Raw genomic sequence first — 21,593 nt, 5'->3', positions numbered from 1 at the left:
GCCTGGATCGCCCACGGCGCTCGGAAGGAGTACGTCATCACCAGCGACCTCCCGCGACTGGCGGCGGTGGCCCGGCCGCACCGGGGGACCGGCGTTCCGGGTGCTGCCGTCGTGCCCCGGGCCGGCGCGGGGCTGTCCGGCGGCCTGCCGCCCGGCGAGCGGCTGCGGGTGCTGCTGGTCGAGGACGACGAGGGTGACGCCTTCCTGGTCGGCGAGCTGCTCGCCGAGACCAACTCGATGATCGACCTGCTGGTCGCGACCAGCCTCAGCGAGGCCCGCCAGCGGGTGATGGGCGTCGACTGCGTCCTGCTGGACCTGGGTCTGCCCGACGCGCAGGGTCTGGACGGGCTGCGCCGGGTGCTGGAGATGGCCAGCGGCGCCGCGGTCTGCGTGCTGACCGGCCGCTCCGACGAGCACCTGGGCATCGTGGCGGTCGCCGAGGGCGCGCAGGACTACCTGGTCAAGGGCCAGGTCGACGGCGTGCTGCTGACCCGGGCGCTGCGGTACGCGGTGGAGCGCAAGCGCGCCGACGAGAACGCCCGCCGGTTGCGCGAGGTGGAGCTGCGCCAGGCCGAGTCGGCCCGCCTGGAGCGGGGTCTGCTGCCGCAGCCGCTGATGACCACCGACGAGGTGTCGGTGCACACGTTCTACCGGCCCGGCCGGCACGCCGCGTTGATCGGCGGCGACTTCTACGACGTGGTGCAGACCCGCCCGGACCGGATCGACCTGATCGTCGGCGACGTCTGCGGCCACGGCGTGGACGAGGCGGCGCTCGGCGTCGAGCTGCGCGTCGCCTGGCGGGCGCTGGTGCTGGCCGGCGTGCCGGACGACGAGGTGCTGCCCGCGCTGGAGCAGGTGCTGATGAGCGAGCGCCGGCTCCAGGAGATCTTCGCGACGGTGGCCACCGCCCGCCTCGACCTGGCGTCCGCGCGAGCCACCGTGCGACTCGCCGGCCATCCGCCGCCGCTGCTGCTCAGCGGCGGTAAGGTCGCCCCGGTGCCGGCCAAGGGCGGGCTGCTGCTCGGCGTCCGGCCCCGCCGTCCCGTTGCCTTCGACCTGGAGTTCGACACCGATGACTGGTCCCTGCTGATGTACACCGACGGCCTCATCGAGGGTCGGGTCGACGGCGGCGACGAACGGCTCGACGTGCCCGGGCTGACCGGCCTGCTCGCCGACCCGGCGAACCGGGCGGTGCCGCTGTCCGAGCTGCCCGCGTGGCTGGTCGGCCGCGCCGAGCAGATCAACGGCGGTCCGCTCGCCGACGACGTGGCGATGCTGCTGGTGACCCGGGGCGGTGGCCGCTGATGCAGGGGTACCAGCAGGGGTGGACGCTGCGGCGGCGGGTGGCCGCGCTGCTCGGCGTGGTCCTCGCGTTGCTGCTCGGGCTGGCCGCCGCGGAGGCGGCGGTCGCCGCGAAGAACCGGCAGAACATCGACGCGGTGCTGCTCAAGACCGGCCCGCTGCGGGTCCAGGCGCAGGAGCTGATGAGCGCGCTGCTGGACCAGGAGACCGCAATCCGCGGGTACGCGGTGAACGGCGACCGCAAGGACCTGGCGCCCTACCAGGACGGTCTGAAGCGTGAGCAGAGCCTGGTCGCGTCGATCCGCGGGCTCGCCGCCGGCTACCCGGCCGTACGCCGGGAGCTGGACGTGATCGAGCAGCAGGCGACGCAGTGGCGGGCCCAGGTCGCCGAACCGGTGATAGCGACCACCGAACGCAGTGGCCCGTCGGCCGGCCGGGCGCTGATCACCGATCGGACCCGGCAGCAGTTCGACGGTGTCCGGGCGTCGGTGAACACGCTCCAGGACGAGATCCTCACCGTTCGGAAGCAGGCTGCCGATCGGGTCAACTCGACCAGCAACGTACTGGTCGTGCTGCTGATCATCGCGGCACTGGTGGTGGCGGTGGCCGGCGCGGTCATGCTGGTCTCGCTCGACCGGATCCTGATCCGTCCGCTGGCCGCGCTTGTCGGTCAGGTACGCGAGGTGGCCGAGGGCGACTACCAGCACCGGATCTCCGGCTCCGGCCCGCCGGAGTTCCGCCGGCTCGCCGACGACATCGACCAGATGCGCCAGAAGATCGCCCAGGATCTGGACGAGGTGCGCCAGGCCCGGGAGCGGATCGAGTGGGTGAACGACCAGCTCCAGAAGCAGGCCGAGGAGTTGACCCGCTCCAACCGTGACCTGGAGCAGTTCGCGTACGTGGCCTCGCACGACCTCCAGGAGCCGCTGCGCAAGGTGGCCAGCTTCTGCCAGCTCCTCCAGCGGCGCTACGCCGGGCAGCTCGACGAGCGGGCGGACCAGTACATCGCGTTCGCGGTGGACGGCGCGCAGCGGATGCAGCGGCTCATCAACGACCTGCTCGCGTTCTCCCGGATCGGCCGGCTCACCACCGGCTTCACCGAGGTCGACCTGAACCGGGTGATGGGCGACGTCGCCGGGCAGACCGAGGCGGCCCGGCAGTACGCCGACGCGGAGCTGACCTGGGACGAGATGCCGACCATCCGCGGCGAGGAGCCGTTGTTGACCAACCTGCTGGTCAACCTGGTGAGCAACTCGGTGAAGTTCCGCCGCCCGGACGTGCCGCCGAAGGTGCACGTGTCGGCCCGGCTGGTCGACGGCGAGTGGGAGATCAGCTGCCGGGACAACGGCATCGGCATCGAGCCGGAGTTCGCCGACAAGATCTTCGTGATCTTCCAGCGGTTGCACTCGAAGGACGCGTACCCGGGCACCGGCATCGGGCTGGCGATCGTCAAGAAGATCGTGGAATACCACGGCGGCCGGGTCTGGGTGGACACCGACGCCGAGGAGGGGACCACCATCCGGTTCACGCTGCCCGCGCTGGAGGCCGACATCGAGGCGGCGCAGGCGGCCGAGACCGCGGCGGCGGAGGAGACCGGGGCCGCCGGGTCGGCCGAGGACGCCCCGGCGGACGTCGCCCGGCAGCCGGACGGCGCGGCAAGCGAGGAGCCGGCCGTGGCGCCGGAGCGGCACGACACCAACGGTGGCATGAAGGAGACGGTGGGATGACGGCGCCCGCGGACGGCAAGAGCCCGATCGAGGTCCTGCTCGTCGAGGACGATCCGGGCGACGTGCTGATGACCCAGGAGGCGTTCGAGGAGCACAAGCTCCGCAACCGCCTGACGGTCGTCTCCGACGGCGCCGAGGCGCTGGCCTACCTGCGCCGTGAGGGCCAGTACGCGGACGCGGTGGCGCCCGACCTGATCCTGCTCGACCTGAACCTGCCCCGCCGGGACGGCCGGGAGGTGCTGGAGGAGATCAAGAAGGACGAGCACCTCCGCCGGATCCCGGTCGTGGTGCTCACCACCTCGCAGGCCGACGAGGACATCCTGCGCAGCTACCAGCTGCACGCCAACGCCTACGTGACCAAGCCGGTGGACTTCGAGCGCTTCATCTCGGTGGTCCGCCAGATCGACGAGTTCTTCGTCAGCGTGGTCAAGCTGCCGCCGCGTGGCTGACCCCCTGCTGGACGACGTCGCCGGGCTGCTGCGGGAGGCCGCGGCCGAGGTCGTGGTGCCGATGTTCCGTCGGCTCGACCCGTCCGACATCTCCGAGAAGGCGCCCGGCGAGGTGGTCACCGTCGCCGACCGCGAGGCCGAGAAGCTCATCTCCGACGGGCTGCGGCGGCTGCGTCCCGGCTCGGTGGTGGTCGGCGAGGAGGGCGTCGCCGAGGATCCGGGCCTGCTCCGGCACCTGCGCGGCGGCGGTGACGTCTGGCTGGTCGACCCGGTCGACGGCACCGCCAACTTCGCCGCCGGGAAGCGGCCGTTCGCGCTGATGGTGGCGCTGCTCACCGACGGCGTACCGGCGGCGTCCTGGGTCTACGACCCGCTCGACGACACGATGGCGGCCGGCCGGCTCGGCGCGGGCACCCGGCTGGACGGCACGCCCGTCCGGCCCGACCGGCCGGTGCCCGAGGTGGGCGCGTTGCGCGGCACCGCGATGACGAAGTTCCTGCCCGCCGACTACCGCCGCGACGTCGAGGCCGGGGGCCGCCGGATCGGCGAGCTGCTGCCCGGCCAGCACTGCGCCGGCCGGGAATACCTGGACGTGCTCACCGGCGCGCAGCAGTTCGTGCTGTTCTGGCGCACGCTGCCGTGGGACCACACCCCCGGCACGCTGCTGGTGCGGGAGGCCGGCGGGGTGGCCCGCCGCTTCGACGGCACCGACTACCACCCGGCCGACGAGGGCCGGGGCCTGCTGGTCGCGGCCAGCGAGGAGATCTGGGACGAGGTGTACGCGGCGCTGCTGGCACGCTGAGCGTCGACGGCGGCACACTGCGTCAACGTTGCGTGTCCCGGGCGGTCACCGGCCTGGCGCGGCGCGTCCGGTCCGGTATCGTGACCGGCGGTCTCCGCCAGCAGGCCGCCGCCCGGCGCCGGTGGAGCCGCCGCCGCGCACGGTCGAATCGGGGGCCGGCGGTCGACGGAAGGACCATCACGTGCCCAGGACCAGGCTCACCGGCCGGCGCGTCCGCCGGTCGCTGCTCGCGCTGCTCGCCGCGACGGCCGTGCTGCTCGGCGCCGGCCTCGCCGCCGCAGGCCCGGCCGCCGCCGCGCCCAGCCCGAACGCCCCCGACGAGGGCGGCAGCAAGAAGCTGCGGGACGCGCTGGAGGCCGCGGCGAAGGGCCACATCGAGGCGAAGAACCGGCTGGACAACTCCAAGCGTCGGCAGGCCGCGCTGGCCGCCCAGCTCAAGGACATCGAGGCACGGCTGGTCGGGCTGACCGCCCAGGCCGGTGAGGTGGCCGTGCAGTCGTACCGGCAGGGCCGGCTGACCCCGGCGTCGATGCTGCTGGCCGCCTCCGGGCCGGACGACTTCCTGCACCGGGCCGCCGAGCTGGACATGATGGCCCACCGGGACAGCAAGCGACTCGGTGACCTGGCCGACGCGAAGGCCGAGGCGACCGAGTCGAAACTGGCCCTCGACGCCGAGGTGCGTGAGCAGCAGAAGCAGCTCGCCGTGCTGGCCAGGAAGAAGAAGGACGCCGAGGTCGCGCTCGCCAAGGTCAGCTCCGGCGCCGGCTCCGGCTTCAGCGGCAGCTCCTCGTCGGCCAGGCCCGCGCCGCGCAACTCGGACGGGTCGTGGCCGTCGGAGTCCTGCTCGGTGAACGACCCGACGCCGGCCGACGGCTGCATCACGCCGCGCACGCTGCACATGCTCCAGCAGGCGCAGGCCGCCGGCTACAAGCGGTACGCCTCCTGCCACCGCAGCGGCGGCGGCGGCGAACACCCCAAGGGACGGGCCTGCGACTTCTCCGCCGCCAGCGGCGGCTTCGAGGACAAGACCGCGACCGGCGGCGACAAGTCGTACGGCGACAGCCTCGCCAACTGGGCGAAGAACAACGCGGGCCGGCTCGGCATCATGTACGTGATCTGGTACCGGCAGATCTGGATGCCGAACACCGGTTGGCGGGCGTACAGCGGGGGCGGCAGTCCGGCCGCCGACCACACAAACCATGTTCACATCTCGATGTACTGACCCGGGCGGTCCGGAACGCCGCGTACCCTCGCCACGGTGAGCAGCACATCGTCCGATTTCGTCACCGCGCCGGCGACCGACGCGCCGGCCCCGCCGCGGGCCCTGCCGAACGGGTTGGCCGCCTTCCTGGTCTTCCTCTCCAGCGGGGCGGTGCTGGTGCTGGAGACCGTCGCGCTGCGCCTGGTCGGCCCGTACGTCGGGGTGACGCTCCAGGTGACCAGCTCGGTCATCGGCATGGCGCTGGCCGCCATCGCGTACGGGGCGTGGATGGGCGGGTGGCTCGCCGACCGGCGGGACCCGCGCGCCCTGCTCGCCCCGGCGCTGGTGCTGGCCGGCATCGCCACCGCGGTCACCCTGCCCATCGTCAGGTACGCCGGTGAGGCGCTGCGCGGCGGCGCGGCGAGCGCGGTGCTGCTGCTGACCGCGTTGACCGTGCTGCTGCCGGCCGCGCTGCTGGCCGGGATCACCCCGCTGGTGGTGAAGCTCCAGCTCGCCGACCTGCGCCGCACCGGTCAGGTGGTGGGCAAGCTGTCCAGCATCGGCACGCTCGGCGGCATCACCGCCACGCTGGGCACCGGCTTCATCCTGGTGGCGGCGCTGCCCAGTTCGGTGATCGTGCTGGCGTTGGCCGCGGTGCTCGGCGTGACCGGGCTGGCGCTCGGGTTCTGGCTGCGGCGACGCTCCGGCACGGCGTTGTCCACGCCGGGCCGGGCCAAGGCGGCGCTGGCGCTGATCGGGCTCGCCGCCGCCGGGCTCAGCGCGGCGGCGCCGAACCCGTGCGACGTGGAGACCGCCTACCACTGCGCCCGGGTCGAGGCGGCCCCGGACCGGACGGACGGGCGCACGCTCTACCTGAACTCGGCCGAGCACTCCTACGTCGACCTGACCGACCCGAGACACCTGCAGTACGCGTACACCCAGTGGATCGGCCTGGTCGCGGACGTGGCGCGGCCGGCGGAGCAGCGGATGGACGCGCTGCACCTGGGCGGCGGCGGCTTCACCGTGCCGCGCTACCTGGCCGCCACCCGGCCGGGCACCGACAACCTGGTCTTCGAGGTCGACGGCGGCCTGGTCGAGCTGGACCGGCGGGAACTGGGCCTGCGGACCGGCCCGGAGCTGACCGCCCGGGTGGGTGACGCCCGGGTGCTGCTGCGCGCCGAGCCGACCGACAGCCGGGACTTCATCGTCGGCGACGCGTTCGGCCACCTGGTGGTGCCGTGGCACCTGGCCACCCGGGAGATGGCCGCCGACATCCGCCGGGTGCTCCGCCCGGACGGGATCTACGTGCAGAACGTCATCGACTACCCGCCGGGCCGGTTCATCCGGGCCGAGCTGGCCACCGTCTCCGCCGTGTTCGACCACGTCGCGCTGATCGCCCCGCCGGGCGCGGTCGACGGCCGGCAGGGCGCGAACTTCGTGATCGTCGCCTCGGACGCGCCGCTGCCGCTGGCCGCGATCCCGCCCGGCCTGAAGCCGCTTCCGGAGCCGGCCGAGCTGCTCGACGAGGCGGCGACCGCCGAGTGGATCGGGGACGCGCGGGTGCTGACCGACGACTACGCGCCGGTGGACCAACTCCTCGCGACCGCCTGATCGGGTGATGTTTCTGACCGATTCCGACCGCTCAGGTGTAGCGGGGGCCACTTCGGGCAACTGCACCGACCATGGGTGGACCGGTCAGGAACGGCGTGCAACTGCTCGGTGAGCGGTACCGCCTGGTCGAGCAGTTGGGCGCCGGCGGCATGTCGGTGGTCTGGCGCGGCTACGACGAGGTGCTCGGCCGGCAGGTGGCGGTGAAGGTGCTCGCCTCCCGGCTCGCCAGCGACAAGGCGTTCCGGCACCGGATCCGCGTCGAGGCGCAGGCCGCCGCGCGGCTCTGCCACCCCAACATCACCAACGTGTACGACTACGGCGAGTCCGTCCAGGTCGGGCTGACCGTGCCGTACGTGGTCATGGAGCTGGTCGACGGCGGCCCGCTCAGCAGCCGGCTCGGCCGGGACGGGCAACTGCCCTGGCGGGAGGCGCTGACCATCGGCGCGGAGGTCGCCTCCGCGCTGGCCACCGCGCACGCCCGGGGTGTGGTGCACCGGGACGTCACACCCGGCAACGTGATGCTCACCGGGACCGGCGTGAAGGTCGTCGACTTCGGGATCTCGGCGCTGGTGGGGGAGAGCGACAAGGGGCCGGACGGCGCGCTGCTCGGCACGCCCGCCTACCTGGCCCCGGAACGGCTGGACAACGGCCACGTCTCGCCCGCCACCGACATCTACGCGGTCGGCCTGCTGCTCTACCGGATGCTCACCGGTCGGCTGCCGTGGCAGGCCAGCACCACCACCGAGATGCTGCGCGCGCACATGTACCACGATCCGGACCCGATGCCGCCGGTGCCCGGTCTTCCCGGCCAGGTCGCGGAACTGGTCCAGCGGTGCCTGGCGAAGCGCCCCGAGGACCGCCCGCCCACCGCCGAGGTGGCCCGTACGCTCGCCGAGGCGGTGGGGATCGCCTCGATCGTGCCGGTGTCACCGGCGTTCGGCGGCATCGACCCGGCGCTGATGGCGAACGCCGGTACCACCATCCTGCCCTGGTCGGCGGCGACCGACGCGGTGCCGTACTCGGCGATCCGCACCCGGACCCGGGGGGCGGCGGCCCGGCGGCGCAAGGTGGAGGCCGGGGTGGCCGCCGCCGGCCTGCTCGCGGTCACCGCGACGATGTGGGGGCTGACGTCGCGGAGCCCGGCCAGCGGCGGGGTGGAGCCGACCGAGGCGTCGATGGGCCTGCCCGAGCCGGTGCCCTGCGCGGTCGACTACTCGCTGCGCCGCGACACCGGCAAGGACTTCTCCGCCGAGCTGACGCTGACCAACACCGGCCCCCGGGAACTGCGCGGCTGGACGATGAGCTTCAGCTTCCCCGGCAAGCAGGCGGTCACCGCGGCGCAGCCGCCGGTCCGGCAGGTGGGGCGCACCGTGTCGGTGGCGGCCCCGAAACCGGACGCGACGCTGGCGCCGGGCGCGTCGACGAAGCTCACGTTGAGCGGGCGCTACACCGGGAGCAACACGCTGCCGGTGGAGTTCAAGCTCGACAACAGCACGTGCGGTGTGCAGGTGTCGGGCATCGCCGGCTCGGTGCCGATCACCACCGCGCCGACGACGAAGGCGCCGGTCAAGCCGGCCGCCAAGCCGGCCGCGAAGAGCGGGCCGGCCAGGGCGAAGCCGGCGCCGAAGCCCAAGCCGAAGGCCGAGCCGAAGCCGAAGCCCAGGGGCAAGGAGGGGCCGGGGGGAAAAGGGAAGTGAAGCAGCCGAAGGGGGGTGGGCACGGCAAGGGCAAGGGACCGAAGGGCTGACGGTCGGGTCGGAGTCCGCGCCGGTCAGGTCAGCGCCGCGAAGCGCTGCACCTGGGTGATGCTGCCCTCCACGATGAGCACGCTCTCCGGTGCCAGCACCGTCTCCGGCCCGGCGTAACGGAACGGCTGGCCGGGCAGCTTCGCGCCGACCACCCGCACCCCGTATCTGTCGTGCGGGGACAGTTCGCGCAGCGCGCGTCCGACAAGCGGGGCGGGCACCCGCACCTTGGCGATGGCGAAGTCGTCGCCGAACTCGATGAAGTCGAGCATCCGGCTGACGATCAGGTGGGCGACCCGCTCGCCGGTCTCGGCCTCCGGGAACACCACGTGGTGCGCGCCGACCGAGTGCAGGATCTTGGCGTGTTTCTCCGACGTGGCCCGCGCCCAGATCTGCGGCACGCCCAGCTCGGTCAGGGCCAGCACGGTGAGCACGCTCGCCTCGACCGAGGCGCCGATGGCCACCACCGCCCGGCCGAGGTCGGCCACGCCGAGCTGACGCAACGCCGCCTCCTCGGTGGCGTCCGCCTGCACCACCCGGTCCAGCTCCGCCGACCACCGCTGGACCCGGGCCGGGTCCCGGTCGATGGCGAGCACCTCGTGGTCGAGGCGGGTCAGCGAGCCGGCGAGGCGGGAGCCGAACCGGCCCAGGCCGATCACGACGACACCGGTGTCGTCCGTGTGTCTAGCCGACAATGGGTTGCTCCTCCGGGTAGCGGTACAGACGTCGTCGGGTGTTCAACGCGATCGCCGAGCCGAGCGTGAGCGGGCCGATCCGACCGATGTACATGAGCGCGGTCAACACGTACTGGCCGGGCGCCGGCAGCCGCTGGGTGAGACCGACGGTCAGACCGGTGGTGCTGAACGCGGAGGTGACCTCGAAGAGCGCGGCGTAGAAGCGGATGTGCGCGGTCAACGCGATCAGGCCGACCGTGCCGGCGGCCACCAGCGCCACGCTGAGCAACGCGACCGTCAGCGCCTGCCGCTGGCTGGCCGGGGAGACCCGGCGGTTCCCGACCGTGGTGTCCGGCTCGCCGCGCAGCTCCGCCCAGATGGCGAAACCGAGCAGGAAGAACGTGGAGACCTTGATGCCACCGGCGGTGCTGGCGCTGCCGCCGCCGATGAACATCAGCCCGATGAGCATCGGGTAGCTCTCCTCGGTGAGGTGCCCGACGTGGATCACGTCGTAGCCGCCGGTGCGGCTCAGCGCGATCTGGGTGAACGCCGCCAGCACCTTGCCCGGCACGTCGAACCGGCCGATCGTGTCCGGGTTGGTCCACTCGGCCAGCAGCAGGTAGCCGAAGCCGCCGACGGTGAGCACCAGGCTGCCCCAGACGGTGAGCTTGGTGGCGACCGCCCAGCCGCCCGGCCGACGCCACTCCCGGAACGCCTCGAACAGCGCCGGGAAGCCGAGCCCGCCGATGATCGCGCCGGCGCTGAGCGGCAACGCCACCCACGGGTCCCGGGCGAAGGCGACCAGCCCGTCGGAGTAGAGCGCGAAGCCGCCGTTGTTGAACGCCTGGACCGAGTGGAACACCGCGTACCAGAGCGCCCGCCCCGGCGGGTAGTCGTAGGTCAGCCAGAAGCGCCCGCCGACCACGGCGGTCATCACCGCCTCGGTGACGAAGACGGTGGCCGCGATGCGGAGCAGCAGCCGGCGTACGTCGCCGAGGCCGAACTCGGCGGTCTCGGCCTGCACCAGCAACCGGTTGCGCAGTCCGAGCTGACGGGAGACGGCCAGGATCAGCAGGGACGCGCCGGTCAGGATGCCGAGACCGCCGAGCTGCGTGAGCACGGTGATCATCACGAGCCCGAAGTCGGTCCAGTAGTTCGGGGTGTCGGTCACCGCCAGGCCGGTCACCGAGACCGCCGAGGTGGACGTGAACAGCGCCGTCTCGAACGGCGTCCAGTGCTGGGTACGGGTGGCCCAGGGCAGCATGAGCAGCCCGGTGCCGACCAGGATCACCGCCAGGAATCCGAGCGGCACCAGCCGGACCGGCTTCCGGAGCAGGCGGCGCACCAGGTCATCTTCCGTCCGGAGATTCACCGGCAGGTCAGGAACCGACCAACTGGACGTCAACCACGCCGGGTCTGCTGTGCGTACCCATCGACGACAGGAGACGGCGTTGCGACGTACCCTTTCTGCTCTCGGCGTGGCCGGCGCGCTGCTCGCGGCCGCGGCCGTGGTCGTGCCGGCCGTGGCCGCCCAGGCCGGCCCGGACCCGCGCGCCGAGCGTCCCCGCGCGACCCAACGGCCGATCGTGATCGGTCATCGCGGCGCGAGCGGCTACCGCCCGGAGCACACTCTGGAGTCCTACCGGCTCGCGATCCGGCAGGGCGCCGACTTCATCGAGCCGGACCTGGTGTCGACGAAGGACGGCGTCCTGGTCGCCCGGCACGAGAACGAGATCTCCGGTACGACGGACGTGGCGGCCCACCCCGAGTTTGCGGCCCGCCGGGCCACGAAGACCATCGACGGGGTGGCGGTGACCGGCTGGTTCACCGAGGACTTCACGCTCGCCGAGCTGAAGACGCTGCGCGCCAAGGAGCGGCTGCCCCAGGTGCGGGTGACCAACACCGCGTTCGACGGCCAGTTCGAGATCCCGACGTTCCAGGAGGTCATCGACCTGGCGCGGGCCGAGTCGAAGGCGCGCGGCCGGACCATCGGCATCTACCCGGAGACGAAGCACCCGACCTACTTCGCGTCGATCGGGCGCGCGTTGGAGGAGCCGCTGGTCGCGACGCTCCGGAAGAACAAGCTGACCCACCGCGACGACCCGGTCTTCGTGCAGAGCTTCGAGACCGCCAACCTGCGCAAGCTCGACACGATGACCGACGTGCGGCTGGTGCAGCTCATGGACGCGACCGGCGCACCCTACGACTTCACCGCGGCCGGGGACCGCCGGACCTACGCCGACCTGGCCACCCCCGCGGGCCTGGCCTGGGTGTCCCGGTACGCCGACGGCGTCGGCCTGAACAAGAACCTGATCGTCCCCCGCGACGCCGCCGGCCGGCTGTCGGCGCCGACCTCGGTGATCCGGGACGCGCACCGGCTGCGCCTGGTGGTGCACGCCTGGACGTTCCGCGCCGAGAACCAGTTCCTGCCGGCCGACTTCCGGCTCGGCGCCGACCCGAACGCACGCGGTGACATCACGTCCGAGTACGAACTCTTCTTCGACCTGGGCCTGGACGGCGCGTTCGCCGACCAGCCGGACACGGCGGTGGCCGCCCGCGCCGGCCGCTGACGCCCGCTTCTCGCCTCGTCGGGGCGCCCGCGTGCCGCGGGCGCCCCGACGGGCGTTCGGCTCGCGGGCCGACGGGCGTTCGGCTCGCGGGCCGACGGGCGTTCGGCTCGCGGGCCGACGGGCGTTCGGTTCGCGGCAGGGACGTTCCTCGGCGTGGTTCGGTCGTGCGCCACGGTCGTGGCGTCGGGCCACGCGGGTCGATGGGCGAGTCGTTGCCGCTGTCGGCTCCCAAGGGCGGGCGAGGGGAAGTGCCGGTGCGCTGCCTGACAACTTGATGGCGGAAACGGGTCGCCCTGGCGCCTTCCCGGTCACGGCCCGTCCAGCCGACGGGTTGGCCGGCGTGAACGTGAGTCGTTTACGCCCTCAAGTTGCCAGGGCCGGAGGCTGTCGCGCCGGAGGTTCGGCGACAAGGACGCCGGACGAGGTGAGGAGGAGGCTGCGACGCGTACGCGGGGCGCGATGGGCGGGGGCGACACCGTGGCCGCGTTCCGCGTGGTGGGGCGGGCCATCCTGGGTCGGTCGGGTTACGTGCCGGTGTCCGGGGTTGTAACGTGCGGCCATCCCGTCCCGGGCACTTGTGTGCGTCGACCACATAGCTCGTGGGTGACGTCACTTCTAGCGTGAGCCGACAACTGACAACCCTCCTGTCCTCACCTGGAGTCGCAATGACGATCCGGCACACGCGACGGGTGTTCCTTTCCGCCGCCACGATGATGGCGGCCGCGCTGGCCGCCACGGCGTGTGGCAGCCCGCAGGACACCGCCTCCGGCGGCGGCGACGCCGCGCCGGTCAAGGTCGGCCTGGTCTACTCCCAGTCCGGGCCGCTGGCCAGCTACGGCAAGCAGTACATCGAGGGGTTCAAGGCCGGCCTCGACTTCGCCACCAAGGGCACCGGCAAGGTCGGCGACCGGAAGATCGAGCTGAGCGAGGCCGACGACGCGGGCGACCCGGCCAAGGCCGTCTCCGCCGCCAAGGACCTGATCGGCAAGGGCACGAAGATCATCGCCGGGTCCACCTCCTCCGGGGTGGCGCTCCAGGTGGCCCCGATCGCGGCGCAGAACAAGGTGCTGTTCATCTCCGGCCCGGCCGCCACCGACGCGGTCACCGGCGCGAACAAGTACACGTTCCGCTCCGGCCGGCAGTCCTGGCAGGACGTGGTGACCGCCAAGTCGTTCATCGGCGACGCGGCCGGCAAGAAGGTCGTGGTGTTCGCGCAGGACGGCGCGTTCGGCGACGCCAACGAGGCCGCCGTGAAGGCCGTGATCGGCGGCGCCGGCGCGACCGTGAGCAGCGTCCGCGCGCCGGCCAGCGCGACCGAGTTCACGCCGTTCGCCAGCCAGATCAAGGCCGCCAAGCCGGACCTGCTCTTCGTCGCCTGGGCCGGCACCACCGCCGGCGCCATGTGGCAGACGCTCGACCAGCAGGGCGTGCTCGCCGCCACCACGGTCGTCACCGGGCTGGACATCCGCGCCTCCTGGCCGACGTTCGGCGCGGCCGGCAGCAAGATCTCGTTCCTGTCGCACTACTTCGACGGGGCCAGCGACACCGAGGCCGCCAAGGCCGCCAAGGCGAAGATCCCCGGCGGCACGCTCGACCTGTTCCACCCGGACGGGTTCGCCGCGGCGCAGATGGTCGTGCGCGCGGTGCAGGAGGGCGGCGACGACGTGGAGAAGATGGTCACCGCGCTGGAGGGCTGGGAGTTCGAGGGCGTCAAGGGCACCATGAAGATCCGCGCCGAGGACCACGCGCTGCTCCAGCCGATGTACCAGGCCAAGCTCACCGGCAGCGGCACCGCGTTCACGGCCACCGCGCAGAAGACGCTCACCGGTGACGAGAGCGCGCCGCCGGTCGCGCAGATGAAGGGCTGACCGATGCTCGCCACCCGCGGTCTGACCTGGCGGATCGGTGAGGTCGCCATCGTCGACTCCGTCTACCTCGATCTGGCGCCGGGGGAGTTCCTCGGCGTGATCGGGCCCAACGGCGCCGGCAAGACCTCGCTGTTCAACCTGATCACCGGCCTGCGCCGGCCCACCGAAGGGAAGGTCCTGCTGGACGGCGCGGACGTCACCACGCTCCCGCCGCACCGGCGGGCCCGGCTCGGTCTGGGGCGTACCTTCCAGGCGTCCTCGGTCTTCGGTTCGCTGACGGTCCGGGAGAACGTCCGGCTCGCCGTACAGGCGCACCGGGGTGGCTCGATGAAGCTGTGGCGGCGGGCGGCGGCCGACCGGGACGTGGCCGCCGCCGCCGACGCGGCGCTCGACCGGGTCGGCCTGCGCCACCGGGGTACGGCGCTGGCCGGCACGCTCGCCCACGGCGAGAAACGCAAGCTGGAGATCGCGCTGCTGCTCGCCGGGGAGCCCCGGGTGATGCTGCTGGACGAGCCGATGGCCGGGGTGAGCGCCGAGGACGTGCCGGAGCTGGTCCGCGTGATCAAGTCGCTGACCGGGGACAGCGGCCGGGCGGTGCTCATGGTGGAGCACCACATGGACGTGATCCTGGAACTGGCCGACCGGATCGCCGTGATGCACCACGGCGCGCTGCTGGCCTGCGACACCCCGGACACGGTGATGGCGAACGCCACCGTGCAGGAGGCGTATCTGGGGGAGTCACTATGAGTGAACCCGTTCTCAGCGTCGAGGACCTGTCGGTGCGGATCGCCGGACTGCACATCCTCCAGGGCGTGTCGTTCGAGGTGGCCCCGACCGGCGTCACCGTGCTGCTCGGGCGCAACGGCGTCGGCAAGACCACCACGCTGCGCGCGATCGTCGGGCTCACCCCCCGGGGCGGCGAGGTGCGCGGCACGGTGCGGATGGGCGCGCGGAGCCTGCTCGCCCGCCCCACCCACCGGCTGGTCCGCGACGGGCTCGGCTACGTGCCGGAGGACCGGTGCGTCTTCGCCGGGCTCACCGTCGCGGAGAACCTGCGGCTGGCCGAGCGGCGGGGCACCGCCCCGGCGTACGACAAGGTCTTCGCGCTCTTTCCGGAGCTGGACCGGCGCGGACGGCAACGGGCCGGTTCGCTCTCCGGCGGGCAGCAGCAGATGCTCGCCATCGGTCGGGTGCTGCTCAACGACAACCGGCTGCTGCTGGTCGACGAGCCGACCAAGGGGTTGGCGCCGAAGGTGGTGACCGAGGTGGCCGAGGTGCTGGAACGGGTCGCGGAATCCGTGCCGGTGCTGCTGGTCGAGCAGAACCTGGCGGTGGTGCGACGGCTGGCGTCCGACGCGGTGGTGCTCTCCGCCGGCCGGGTCGCCTGGACCGGCGACGCCCGCGAGCTGCTGCTGGAGACCGCGCTGACGAAGTCGCTGCTCGGCGTGGGCGCCGGTTCCGGGGAGGTGCACGCCTGATGGACACCGTGGTCCTGTTGACGCTGACCGGGCTCGGCCTGGCGGCGCTCTACTTCCTCGTCGCGTCCGGCCTGTCCCTGGTCTTCGGCCTCGCCGACGTGCTCAACTTCGCGCACGGCCTGTTCCTCGGCGTCGGCGCGTACGCGACCTGGTGGGCGGCCGGCAACCTGCCCGGCGCCGGGCCGGACGGCCTCGGGTTCGTGGTCGCGGTGCTGTTCGGCGTGCTGGCCGGCTCGCTGGTCGCGGTGCTCGTCGAGCTGGTGCTGATCCGGCCGCTCTACTCCCGCACCATCGAACAGGTGCTGGTCACGGTCGGTCTGTCGCTGGCCGGCGTGGCGCTGCTCCAGGCCACCTGGGGTGCGGACCCGCGCACGTTCCCGCGCCCCGACTGGAGCCGGAACGTGACAGCGGTGCTCGGCGCGCAGGTGCCGAACGCCGGGCTGCTGCTGATCGTCGCCGCGGTGGTGGTGCTCGGCGCGCTGCTGGCGTTCCTGCGCTGGACCCGGTACGGCCTGATCATCCGGGCCGGCGTGGAAAACCGGGAGATGGTGACCGCGCTCGGCATCGACGTGCGCAAGGCGTTCACGCTGGTCTTCGCGATCGGCGGGGCCGCCGCCGCGCTGGCCGGCGCGCTCGGCGGCGTCTACTTCGGCACCGTCTCACCCGGACAGGGCGGTTCACTGCTGATCTTCGCGTTCATCGTGGTGGTGATCGGCGGAATGGGCTCGGTCGTCGGGTCCGCGTACGCGGCGGTCGCGGTGGGGCTGCTGCAACAGTTCGTCAACTACTACGGCACGTCCGGGCTGGGCGACCTGTGTGTGGTCGGCCTGCTCGCCGTGGTGCTGCTGCTGCGTCCGCAGGGCCTGGCCGGAAAGGTGGCTCACGCATGACCAACTCGGTGGTCGACGCGCCCCCGGCGCAGGTGCCTGACGAACTGACCCCGGAGCGTTCCCGCTGGCACGGCCTCCGCCCGTACCTGCCGCTTGTCGCGTTGGCGGTGGCCGCGGTCCTGCCGTACTCGACGGTGAACCTGCCCGGCGTCTTCGAGGGGCCGCTGAACTCGCCGGGCACGCTGCAACTGCTCGCCATCTGCCTGGTCTTCGGCGGGCTCGCGGCCGGCTACGACCTGCTGTTCGGGCGCACCGGCATGCTCTCCTTCGGGCACGCGCTCTACTTCGCCGCCGGCGTCTACGGCACCGACATCCTGGTCACCAAGGCCGGGCTGCCGCTGTGGCAGGCCGCTCTGCTCACCGTGGCCGGCGGCACCACGCTGGCCGCGCTGCTCGGCGCGGTGGCGCTGCGCACCGTGGGCATCGCGTTCGCCATGGTGACGTTGGCGTTCGCGCAGGTCGGGGCGATCCTGGTGGCCCGCGACTTCGGCGGGCTGACCGGCGGCGAGGAGGGGCTGCCGCTGGACGTGTCCGGGCTGCCGTCGGCGCTCGTCGGCGTCACCAACACGGTCAATCTCTACTGGTTGGCGCTGGCGTATCTGGCGCTGGTGGTGCTGGTGGTGCACCGGGTCAGCGGCTCGCCGACCGGGCGGGTACTGGCCGGGCTGCGCGACGACGAGCGGCGGATCGGGGTGCTCGGGCTCGACCCGTACCGGTTCAAGCTTGTCGCGTTCACCCTGGCCGGCGGCCTGGCCAGCGCCGGCGGGGTGGTCTACGTGCTGATCGTGGGCGGCGCCAGCCCGCACATCACGTCGTCCGAGCTGACGCTGTCGCTGCTGGTGATGGTGGTGCTCGGTGGCCCGGGCACCAGGTGGGGGCCGGTGCTGGGCGGCGTCCTCTACATGTACCTGGACCACCGGCTCACCGCGTTCGGCAGCAGCGACGCGGTGAACAGCCTGCCGGCGTTCCTCAGTCACCCGCTGAGCCAGCCGCTGTTCGTCCTGGGCACGGTCTTCATCCTGGCGGTGTACTTCTTCCCCGGCGGCCTGGCCAGCCTGCGCACCCGACTGGCCCCCCTGCTGACCGCGCTGCGCCCGCGCCGCTGACCGCCGGCGTCCTCCGCCTCGTTGATCAAGGAGTTCGCGTCGGGCCTCCGGCTCCGGATGACGCAAACTCCTTGATCAACGGGGGGGTCGGGAGAAGCGCGGGGAGGGGCGTACGCCGCCCCTGGTAGAAATGCCGGATGAGCCAGGATCGGAACGCCGTCCGGGAACGCGCCGAGGCGGTCCTGCGGCGGTTGGCGGGTGACCACGCCCGGCTGCGCGAGGACCAGTGGCGCGCCATCGAGGCGCTGGTGGTCGACCGGCGGCGGGTGCTCTGCGTGCAGCGCACCGGCTGGGGCAAGTCGGCCGTCTACTTCGTGGCCACCGCGCTGCTGCGGTCCGGAGGCGGGCACGGGCCGACGGTGATCGTGTCGCCGTTGCTGGCGTTGATGCGTAACCAGGTCGACGCCGCCGCCCGCGCCGGCATCCGGGCCCGCACCATCAACTCCGCCAACCTGGACGAGTGGGACGAGATCACCGCCGAGATCCACGCCGGGGCGGTCGACGTGCTGCTGATCAGCCCGGAACGCCTCAACAACCCGGACTTCCGGGACGGTGTGCTGCCGAAGCTGGCCGCCACCACCGGGCTGCTGGTGGTGGACGAGGCGCACTGCGTCTCCGACTGGGGGCACGACTTCCGCCCCGACTACCGCCGGCTGCGCACGTTCCTGGCGAACCTGCCCGAGCGCACGCCGGTGCTCGCCACCACGGCCACCGCCAACGCCCGGGTCACCCGCGACGTGGCCGAGCAACTCGGCGACGCGTTGGTGCTGCGCGGCACGCTGGACCGGGAGTCGCTGCGCCTCGGCGTACTCGATCTGCCGAGCCCGGCCCACCGCCTGGCCTGGCTGGCCGACCACCTGGACCGGCTGCCCGGCTCGGGGATCGTCTACACGCTCACCGTGGCCGCGGCCACCGAGACGGCCGAGTTCCTCCGCGGCCGGGGCTGGTCGGTGGCGTCCTACACCGGGCAGGCCGAGGACGCCGACCGCCGCGCCGCCGAGCAGGACCTGCTCGACAACAAGATCAAGGCGTTGGTCGCCACCAGCGCGCTCGGCATGGGCTTCGACAAGCCCGACCTGGGCTTCGTGGTGCACCTCGGCGCGCCGCCGTCGCCGATCGCCTACTACCAGCAGGTCGGTCGCGCCGGCCGCGCCGTCGAGCAGGCCGAGGTGCTGCTCCTGCCCGGTGTCGAGGACGCGGCCATCTGGCGGTACTTCGCCTCGCTCGCGTTCCCGCCGGAGGAGCAGGTCCGCGCCGTGCTCGCCGCGCTCGACACCGACCGGCCGATCTCCACCCAGGCCCTCGAACCGGTCGTCGACCTGCGCCGGGCCCGGCTGGAGTTGATGCTCAAGGTGCTCGACGTGGACGGCGCGGTCCGCCGGGTGCGCGGTGGCTGGCTCGCCACCGGCGAACCCTGGACCTACGACGAGGCCCGGTTGCGGCGCGTCGCCGACGCGCGCACCGCCGAGCAGCGGGCCATGCGGGAGTACGCGGACACGTCCCGCTGCCGGATGCGCTACCTGCGGGAAGGGCTCGACGACACCGGGGCGGAGGACTGCGGCCGGTGCGACAACTGCGCCGGCCCGCTGTTCGACGCGGACGTCTCACCGGAGGCGCTCACCGCCGCGCAGACGTTCCTCGGCCGCCCCGGCGTCCAGATCGCGCCGAAGAAGCTCTGGCCGACCGGGTTGGACGCGGTCGGCGTACCCCTGAAGGGCCGCATCCCTCCGGCGGAGCAGGCGCTGCCCGGGCGGGCCGTGGGACGCCTGTCCGACCTGGGGTGGGGCGGGCGGTTGCGAGGGCTGGTCGGCCCGGACGCGCCGGACGGCCCGGTGCCCGACGACGTGGCGGCGGCCGTGGTCGAGGTGCTGAAGGCGTGGGCGCACGGCGACGACCCGTGGCCCCGCCGCCCGGCCGGCGTGGTCGCGGTCGGCTCCCGGGCCCGGCCGACGCTTGTCGGCTCGCTGGCCGAGCGGATCGCCCAGGTCGGCCGGCTGCCGTTGCTCGGCATGGTGGCCCCGACCGGCCCGGCCGGCGCCGGCGGGCCGCGCGGTAACAGCGCCCAGCGGGTACGCGCGCTGCACGACGCGTTCCACCTGCCGGACGAGTTGGCCGGCGCGCTGCCCGCGCTGGACGGGCCGGTGCTGCTCGTCGACGACCTGGTCGACTCCGGCTGGACGATGGCCATGGTGGCACGCCTGCTGCGCCGGGCCGGCGCACCGGACGTGCTGCCGCTCGCCCTCGCCCTGGCCGGCTGACGTGTAGGGGGTGGGTGCGAGCGACGCCACCGTTCGCGCGGGCGTCGTCCGCGGGCGACCCGGCCGGCGGTACCGTGGGGCCATGACCGAGCAGCGACCCGTCGTCCAGACGTACACCGTGACCGGGATGACCTGCGAACACTGCGTCCGGGCGGTGACCGGGGAGCTGTCCGCGCTGCCGGGCGTCGAGGAGGTCCGGATCGACCTGGTCGGGGGCACGGCCACCGTCACCAGCGCGGCTCCGCTGCCGGTGGAGTCCGTCCGCGCCGCCGTCGACGAGGCGGGTTACGAGTTGGCCGGCGGCGTTGCCTGAGTCGCCGTCCCTCGCCGAGTCCGCGCCCGACGTCGTCGGCCCGGGGCCTGGCGGTCCCTTGTCGGGCTCCGACGGTCCCGCGTCGGGTTCCGGCGGCGCGGGTGTGGCGACGGGTCCGGCGGTGGTGGACCGGGGCACGGTACGGCTCGCCCTGGTGGTGGGCGGCCTGGTGCTGGCCGTGCTGCTCGGTTTCGGGCTCGGCCGGTTGAACCCGCAGGCGAACCCGGGCGGCGGCACGGCTCCGGCCGGCACGGTCCCGGCGGGCGACGCCGCCCCGGGCGGTGGCGTCCACTCCCACGTGCCCGGCACCGGCGCGCACTCGCACGACGGAGCCACGGTCACCCAGGGCGGTGGCGACGGCGCGACCGGGCTGTCGATCAGCTCGGCCGGTTACACGCTCGTTCCGTCGACCGGGAACCTGACCGCCGGCCGCGTCGGTGAGCTGCGGTTCCAGGTCCGCGACGACAAGCGTCGGGCGGTGACCCGCTTCGCGGTCGTGCACGACAAGCCGATGCACGTGATCGTGGTCCGCCGCGACCTCACCGGCTACCGGCACCTGCACCCGACGATGGCCGCCGACGGCACCTGGTCCGTGCCGTTGACGCCCACCGCGCCGGGCGCCTGGCGGATGTACGCGGACTTCACCGTGGTCGCCGACGACGGCCGGCAGGTCGCCGCCGTGCTCGGTGCCGACCTGGCCGTACCGGGCGACTACCTGCCCCGGCCGCTGCCCGCCCCGGAGACGTCGGCCACGGTCGACGGGTTCACCGTCGGGTTCACCGGCACGCCCGACGTGGGACGGTCGGTGCCGTTGCGGTTCCGGGTCACCGACGCCGGCGGCGCGGTCGCTGCGCTGGAGCCCTACCTGGGCGCGTTCGGTCACCTGGTGGCGCTGCGTGAAGGCGATCTCGGCTACCTGCACGTGCACCCGGAGCCGGTGCGGGACGGCGACGCGGTGACGTTCTGGTTGACCGCCCCGGGGCCGGGCCGTTACCGGATGTTCCTGGACTTCCAGGTCGGGGGCGTGGTGCGGACCGCCGAGTTCACGCTGACCGTCGCCTGACCGGCCGGCCAGGGGTCAGCCGGCTCCGGCGGCACGCCCGACCGGCCGGCCCGTACGGTCAGCCGGCGCGGCGGACCGGTCGGCGGGCCAGGTAGCGCAGCAGGTCACGGATGTGGTGCTTCTCCTCGACGGGGACGTTCGGGTCGGCCAGCCGTTCCAGGATGACCCGTACGTCTGCCTCGACCGGACCGTCCTCGGCGGCGCGTCGGCGGGGCACCGCCCCGGCGTCGGGCAGGCCCAGGGCCCGGAACGCGGCGGCCACCGGCAGATCGAGGGCGGCGCAGAAGCCGCGCACCTTGGCGAGCTCGGGATAGTCCTGCCAGTCGCCGGCCAGCCAGCGGAACACCGTGGAGCGGCCAACACCGGTGTGGGTGGCGAGGTCGGTCACCGTCCAGCCGCGCTCCTCACGGGCGTCGTCGATGGCCCGTCGCACGAATCGTGCGAAGGCCATCTGCGGCGAAACCTCTGCGGAGCCCATCCCTCCTCGGCTGTCCCCTTCCGCCGGTGCGCCCGGCTCTGCGCCCCGAGCCTAGTAC

19 protein-coding genes are annotated in these 21,593 nt (G+C 73.2%); 16 read left to right on the top strand and 3 right to left on the bottom strand.

Annotated features, from left to right (window positions below; genetic code table 11):
• The first annotated feature begins 111 nt into the window (after window positions 1-111).
• The 7 genes from ACIA6B_RS01105 (at window position 112) to ACIA6B_RS01075 (ending at window position 8,789) form a co-directional block, all read left to right on the top strand.
• Complete coding sequence (locus ACIA6B_RS01105) at window positions 112-1,305, top strand: PP2C family protein-serine/threonine phosphatase (RefSeq protein ID WP_396769700.1); 1,194 nt, start codon at window positions 112-114, stop codon at window positions 1,303-1,305.
• On the top strand, window positions 1,305-3,029 hold the full coding sequence (locus tag ACIA6B_RS01100; protein ID WP_396769698.1) for an ATP-binding protein: 1,725 nt from the start codon (window positions 1,305-1,307) through the stop codon (window positions 3,027-3,029). The genes ACIA6B_RS01105 and ACIA6B_RS01100 overlap by 1 nt, the downstream gene beginning before the upstream one ends.
• Window positions 3,026-3,478, top strand: a complete 453-nt coding sequence (locus ACIA6B_RS01095) for a response regulator (RefSeq protein WP_396769696.1) — start codon at window positions 3,026-3,028, stop codon at window positions 3,476-3,478. Before ACIA6B_RS01100 ends, ACIA6B_RS01095 begins: the two co-directional genes overlap by 4 nt.
• Entirely contained in the window at window positions 3,471-4,280 is an 810-nt protein-coding gene (locus tag ACIA6B_RS01090; protein WP_396769694.1) for an inositol monophosphatase family protein, read from the top strand. Before ACIA6B_RS01095 ends, ACIA6B_RS01090 begins: the two co-directional genes overlap by 8 nt.
• 181 nt (window positions 4,281-4,461) lie before the next feature.
• Entirely contained in the window at window positions 4,462-5,502 is a 1,041-nt protein-coding gene (locus tag ACIA6B_RS01085; RefSeq protein WP_396769692.1) for a coiled-coil domain-containing protein, read from the top strand.
• Between the two features lie 36 nt (window positions 5,503-5,538).
• Window positions 5,539-7,092, top strand: a complete 1,554-nt coding sequence (locus ACIA6B_RS01080; protein WP_396769690.1) for a fused MFS/spermidine synthase — start codon at window positions 5,539-5,541, stop codon at window positions 7,090-7,092.
• Between the two features lie 71 nt (window positions 7,093-7,163).
• Entirely contained in the window at window positions 7,164-8,789 is a 1,626-nt protein-coding gene (locus ACIA6B_RS01075) for a serine/threonine-protein kinase (protein ID WP_396769688.1), read from the top strand.
• A 74-nt stretch (window positions 8,790-8,863) separates the two neighbouring features.
• Here the strand turns inward: ACIA6B_RS01075 and ACIA6B_RS01070 are convergent, their stop codons facing one another.
• Both ACIA6B_RS01070 and ACIA6B_RS01065 read right to left on the bottom strand, forming a co-directional pair.
• Window positions 8,864-9,532 carry a potassium channel family protein gene (locus ACIA6B_RS01070; RefSeq protein WP_396769686.1) on the bottom strand — a complete coding sequence of 223 codons (669 nt, stop codon included), beginning with the start codon at window positions 9,530-9,532 and terminating at the stop codon, window positions 8,864-8,866.
• Complete coding sequence (locus tag ACIA6B_RS01065) at window positions 9,522-10,856, bottom strand: TrkH family potassium uptake protein (RefSeq protein ID WP_396769684.1); 1,335 nt, start codon at window positions 10,854-10,856, stop codon at window positions 9,522-9,524. The genes ACIA6B_RS01070 and ACIA6B_RS01065 overlap by 11 nt, the downstream gene beginning before the upstream one ends.
• 106 nt (window positions 10,857-10,962) lie before the next feature.
• On the opposite strand from ACIA6B_RS01065, the gene ACIA6B_RS01060 reads away from it, so the two are divergent.
• The 9 genes from ACIA6B_RS01060 to ACIA6B_RS01020 all read left to right on the top strand — a co-directional run bounded on the left by ACIA6B_RS01060 (window position 10,963) and on the right by ACIA6B_RS01020 (window position 21,057).
• Complete coding sequence (locus ACIA6B_RS01060; RefSeq protein ID WP_396769682.1) at window positions 10,963-12,081, top strand: glycerophosphodiester phosphodiesterase; 1,119 nt, start codon at window positions 10,963-10,965, stop codon at window positions 12,079-12,081.
• 665 nt (window positions 12,082-12,746) lie between these two features.
• Window positions 12,747-13,949 carry a substrate-binding domain-containing protein gene (locus ACIA6B_RS01055; protein WP_281938225.1) on the top strand — a complete coding sequence of 401 codons (1,203 nt, stop codon included), beginning with the start codon at window positions 12,747-12,749 and terminating at the stop codon, window positions 13,947-13,949.
• Between the two features lie 3 nt (window positions 13,950-13,952).
• A complete protein-coding gene (locus ACIA6B_RS01050) occupies window positions 13,953-14,696 on the top strand; it encodes an ABC transporter ATP-binding protein (protein ID WP_396769680.1) in 744 nt (247 codons plus the stop codon).
• Window positions 14,693-15,427: an ABC transporter ATP-binding protein gene (locus ACIA6B_RS01045; protein ID WP_396769678.1), complete on the top strand. Its 735-nt coding sequence runs from the start codon at window positions 14,693-14,695 to the stop codon at window positions 15,425-15,427. Before ACIA6B_RS01050 ends, ACIA6B_RS01045 begins: the two co-directional genes overlap by 4 nt.
• On the top strand, window positions 15,427-16,317 hold the full coding sequence (locus tag ACIA6B_RS01040) for a branched-chain amino acid ABC transporter permease (protein ID WP_396769676.1): 891 nt from the start codon (window positions 15,427-15,429) through the stop codon (window positions 16,315-16,317). Before ACIA6B_RS01045 ends, ACIA6B_RS01040 begins: the two co-directional genes overlap by 1 nt.
• On the top strand, window positions 16,314-17,423 hold the full coding sequence (locus ACIA6B_RS01035) for a branched-chain amino acid ABC transporter permease (RefSeq protein ID WP_396769674.1): 1,110 nt from the start codon (window positions 16,314-16,316) through the stop codon (window positions 17,421-17,423). Before ACIA6B_RS01040 ends, ACIA6B_RS01035 begins: the two co-directional genes overlap by 4 nt.
• Before the next feature lie 137 nt (window positions 17,424-17,560).
• On the top strand, window positions 17,561-19,681 hold the full coding sequence (locus ACIA6B_RS01030; RefSeq protein WP_396769672.1) for a DEAD/DEAH box helicase: 2,121 nt from the start codon (window positions 17,561-17,563) through the stop codon (window positions 19,679-19,681).
• A gap of 82 nt (window positions 19,682-19,763) precedes the next feature.
• The gene (locus tag ACIA6B_RS01025) at window positions 19,764-19,994 is read left to right on the top strand and encodes a heavy-metal-associated domain-containing protein (RefSeq protein WP_107161800.1); all 231 of its coding nucleotides are present in this window, start codon (window positions 19,764-19,766) and stop codon (window positions 19,992-19,994) included.
• A gap of 103 nt (window positions 19,995-20,097) precedes the next feature.
• Window positions 20,098-21,057, top strand: a complete 960-nt coding sequence (locus tag ACIA6B_RS01020; protein WP_396769670.1) for a hypothetical protein — start codon at window positions 20,098-20,100, stop codon at window positions 21,055-21,057.
• A 58-nt stretch (window positions 21,058-21,115) separates the two neighbouring features.
• On the opposite strand, the gene ACIA6B_RS01015 is transcribed toward ACIA6B_RS01020, so the two are convergent.
• Window positions 21,116-21,535: a helix-turn-helix domain-containing protein gene (locus ACIA6B_RS01015; protein WP_396769669.1), complete on the bottom strand. Its 420-nt coding sequence runs from the start codon at window positions 21,533-21,535 to the stop codon at window positions 21,116-21,118.
• Between the last annotated feature and the right edge of the window lie 58 nt (window positions 21,536-21,593).

Origin of the sequence: Micromonospora sp. NPDC051141 (genome assembly GCF_044455765.1) — a bacterium.
GTDB lineage: Bacteria > Actinomycetota > Actinomycetes > Mycobacteriales > Micromonosporaceae > Micromonospora.
This window is presented reverse-complemented; position numbering and strand designations above follow the sequence as displayed.

Bases quoted from the DNA above. Each gene is read 5' to 3' on its own strand.
- ACIA6B_RS01100 (WP_396769698.1), top strand. From the start codon at position 1,305: ATGCAGGGGTACCAGCAGGGGTGGACGCTGCGGCGGCGGGTGGCCGCG.
- ACIA6B_RS01095 (WP_396769696.1), top strand. From the start codon at position 3,026: ATGACGGCGCCCGCGGACGGCAAGAGCCCGATCGAGGTCCTGCTCGTC.
- ACIA6B_RS01075 (WP_396769688.1), top strand. From the start codon at position 7,164: ATGGGTGGACCGGTCAGGAACGGCGTGCAACTGCTCGGTGAGCGGTAC.
- ACIA6B_RS01055 (WP_281938225.1), top strand. From the start codon at position 12,747: ATGACGATCCGGCACACGCGACGGGTGTTCCTTTCCGCCGCCACGATG.
- ACIA6B_RS01050 (WP_396769680.1), top strand. From the start codon at position 13,953: ATGCTCGCCACCCGCGGTCTGACCTGGCGGATCGGTGAGGTCGCCATC.
- ACIA6B_RS01045 (WP_396769678.1), top strand. From the start codon at position 14,693: ATGAGTGAACCCGTTCTCAGCGTCGAGGACCTGTCGGTGCGGATCGCC.
- ACIA6B_RS01040 (WP_396769676.1), top strand. From the start codon at position 15,427: ATGGACACCGTGGTCCTGTTGACGCTGACCGGGCTCGGCCTGGCGGCG.
- ACIA6B_RS01035 (WP_396769674.1), top strand. From the start codon at position 16,314: ATGACCAACTCGGTGGTCGACGCGCCCCCGGCGCAGGTGCCTGACGAA.
- ACIA6B_RS01030 (WP_396769672.1), top strand. From the start codon at position 17,561: ATGAGCCAGGATCGGAACGCCGTCCGGGAACGCGCCGAGGCGGTCCTG.
- ACIA6B_RS01025 (WP_107161800.1), top strand. From the start codon at position 19,764: ATGACCGAGCAGCGACCCGTCGTCCAGACGTACACCGTGACCGGGATG.
- ACIA6B_RS01015 (WP_396769669.1), bottom strand. From the start codon at position 21,535: ATGGGCTCCGCAGAGGTTTCGCCGCAGATGGCCTTCGCACGATTCGTG.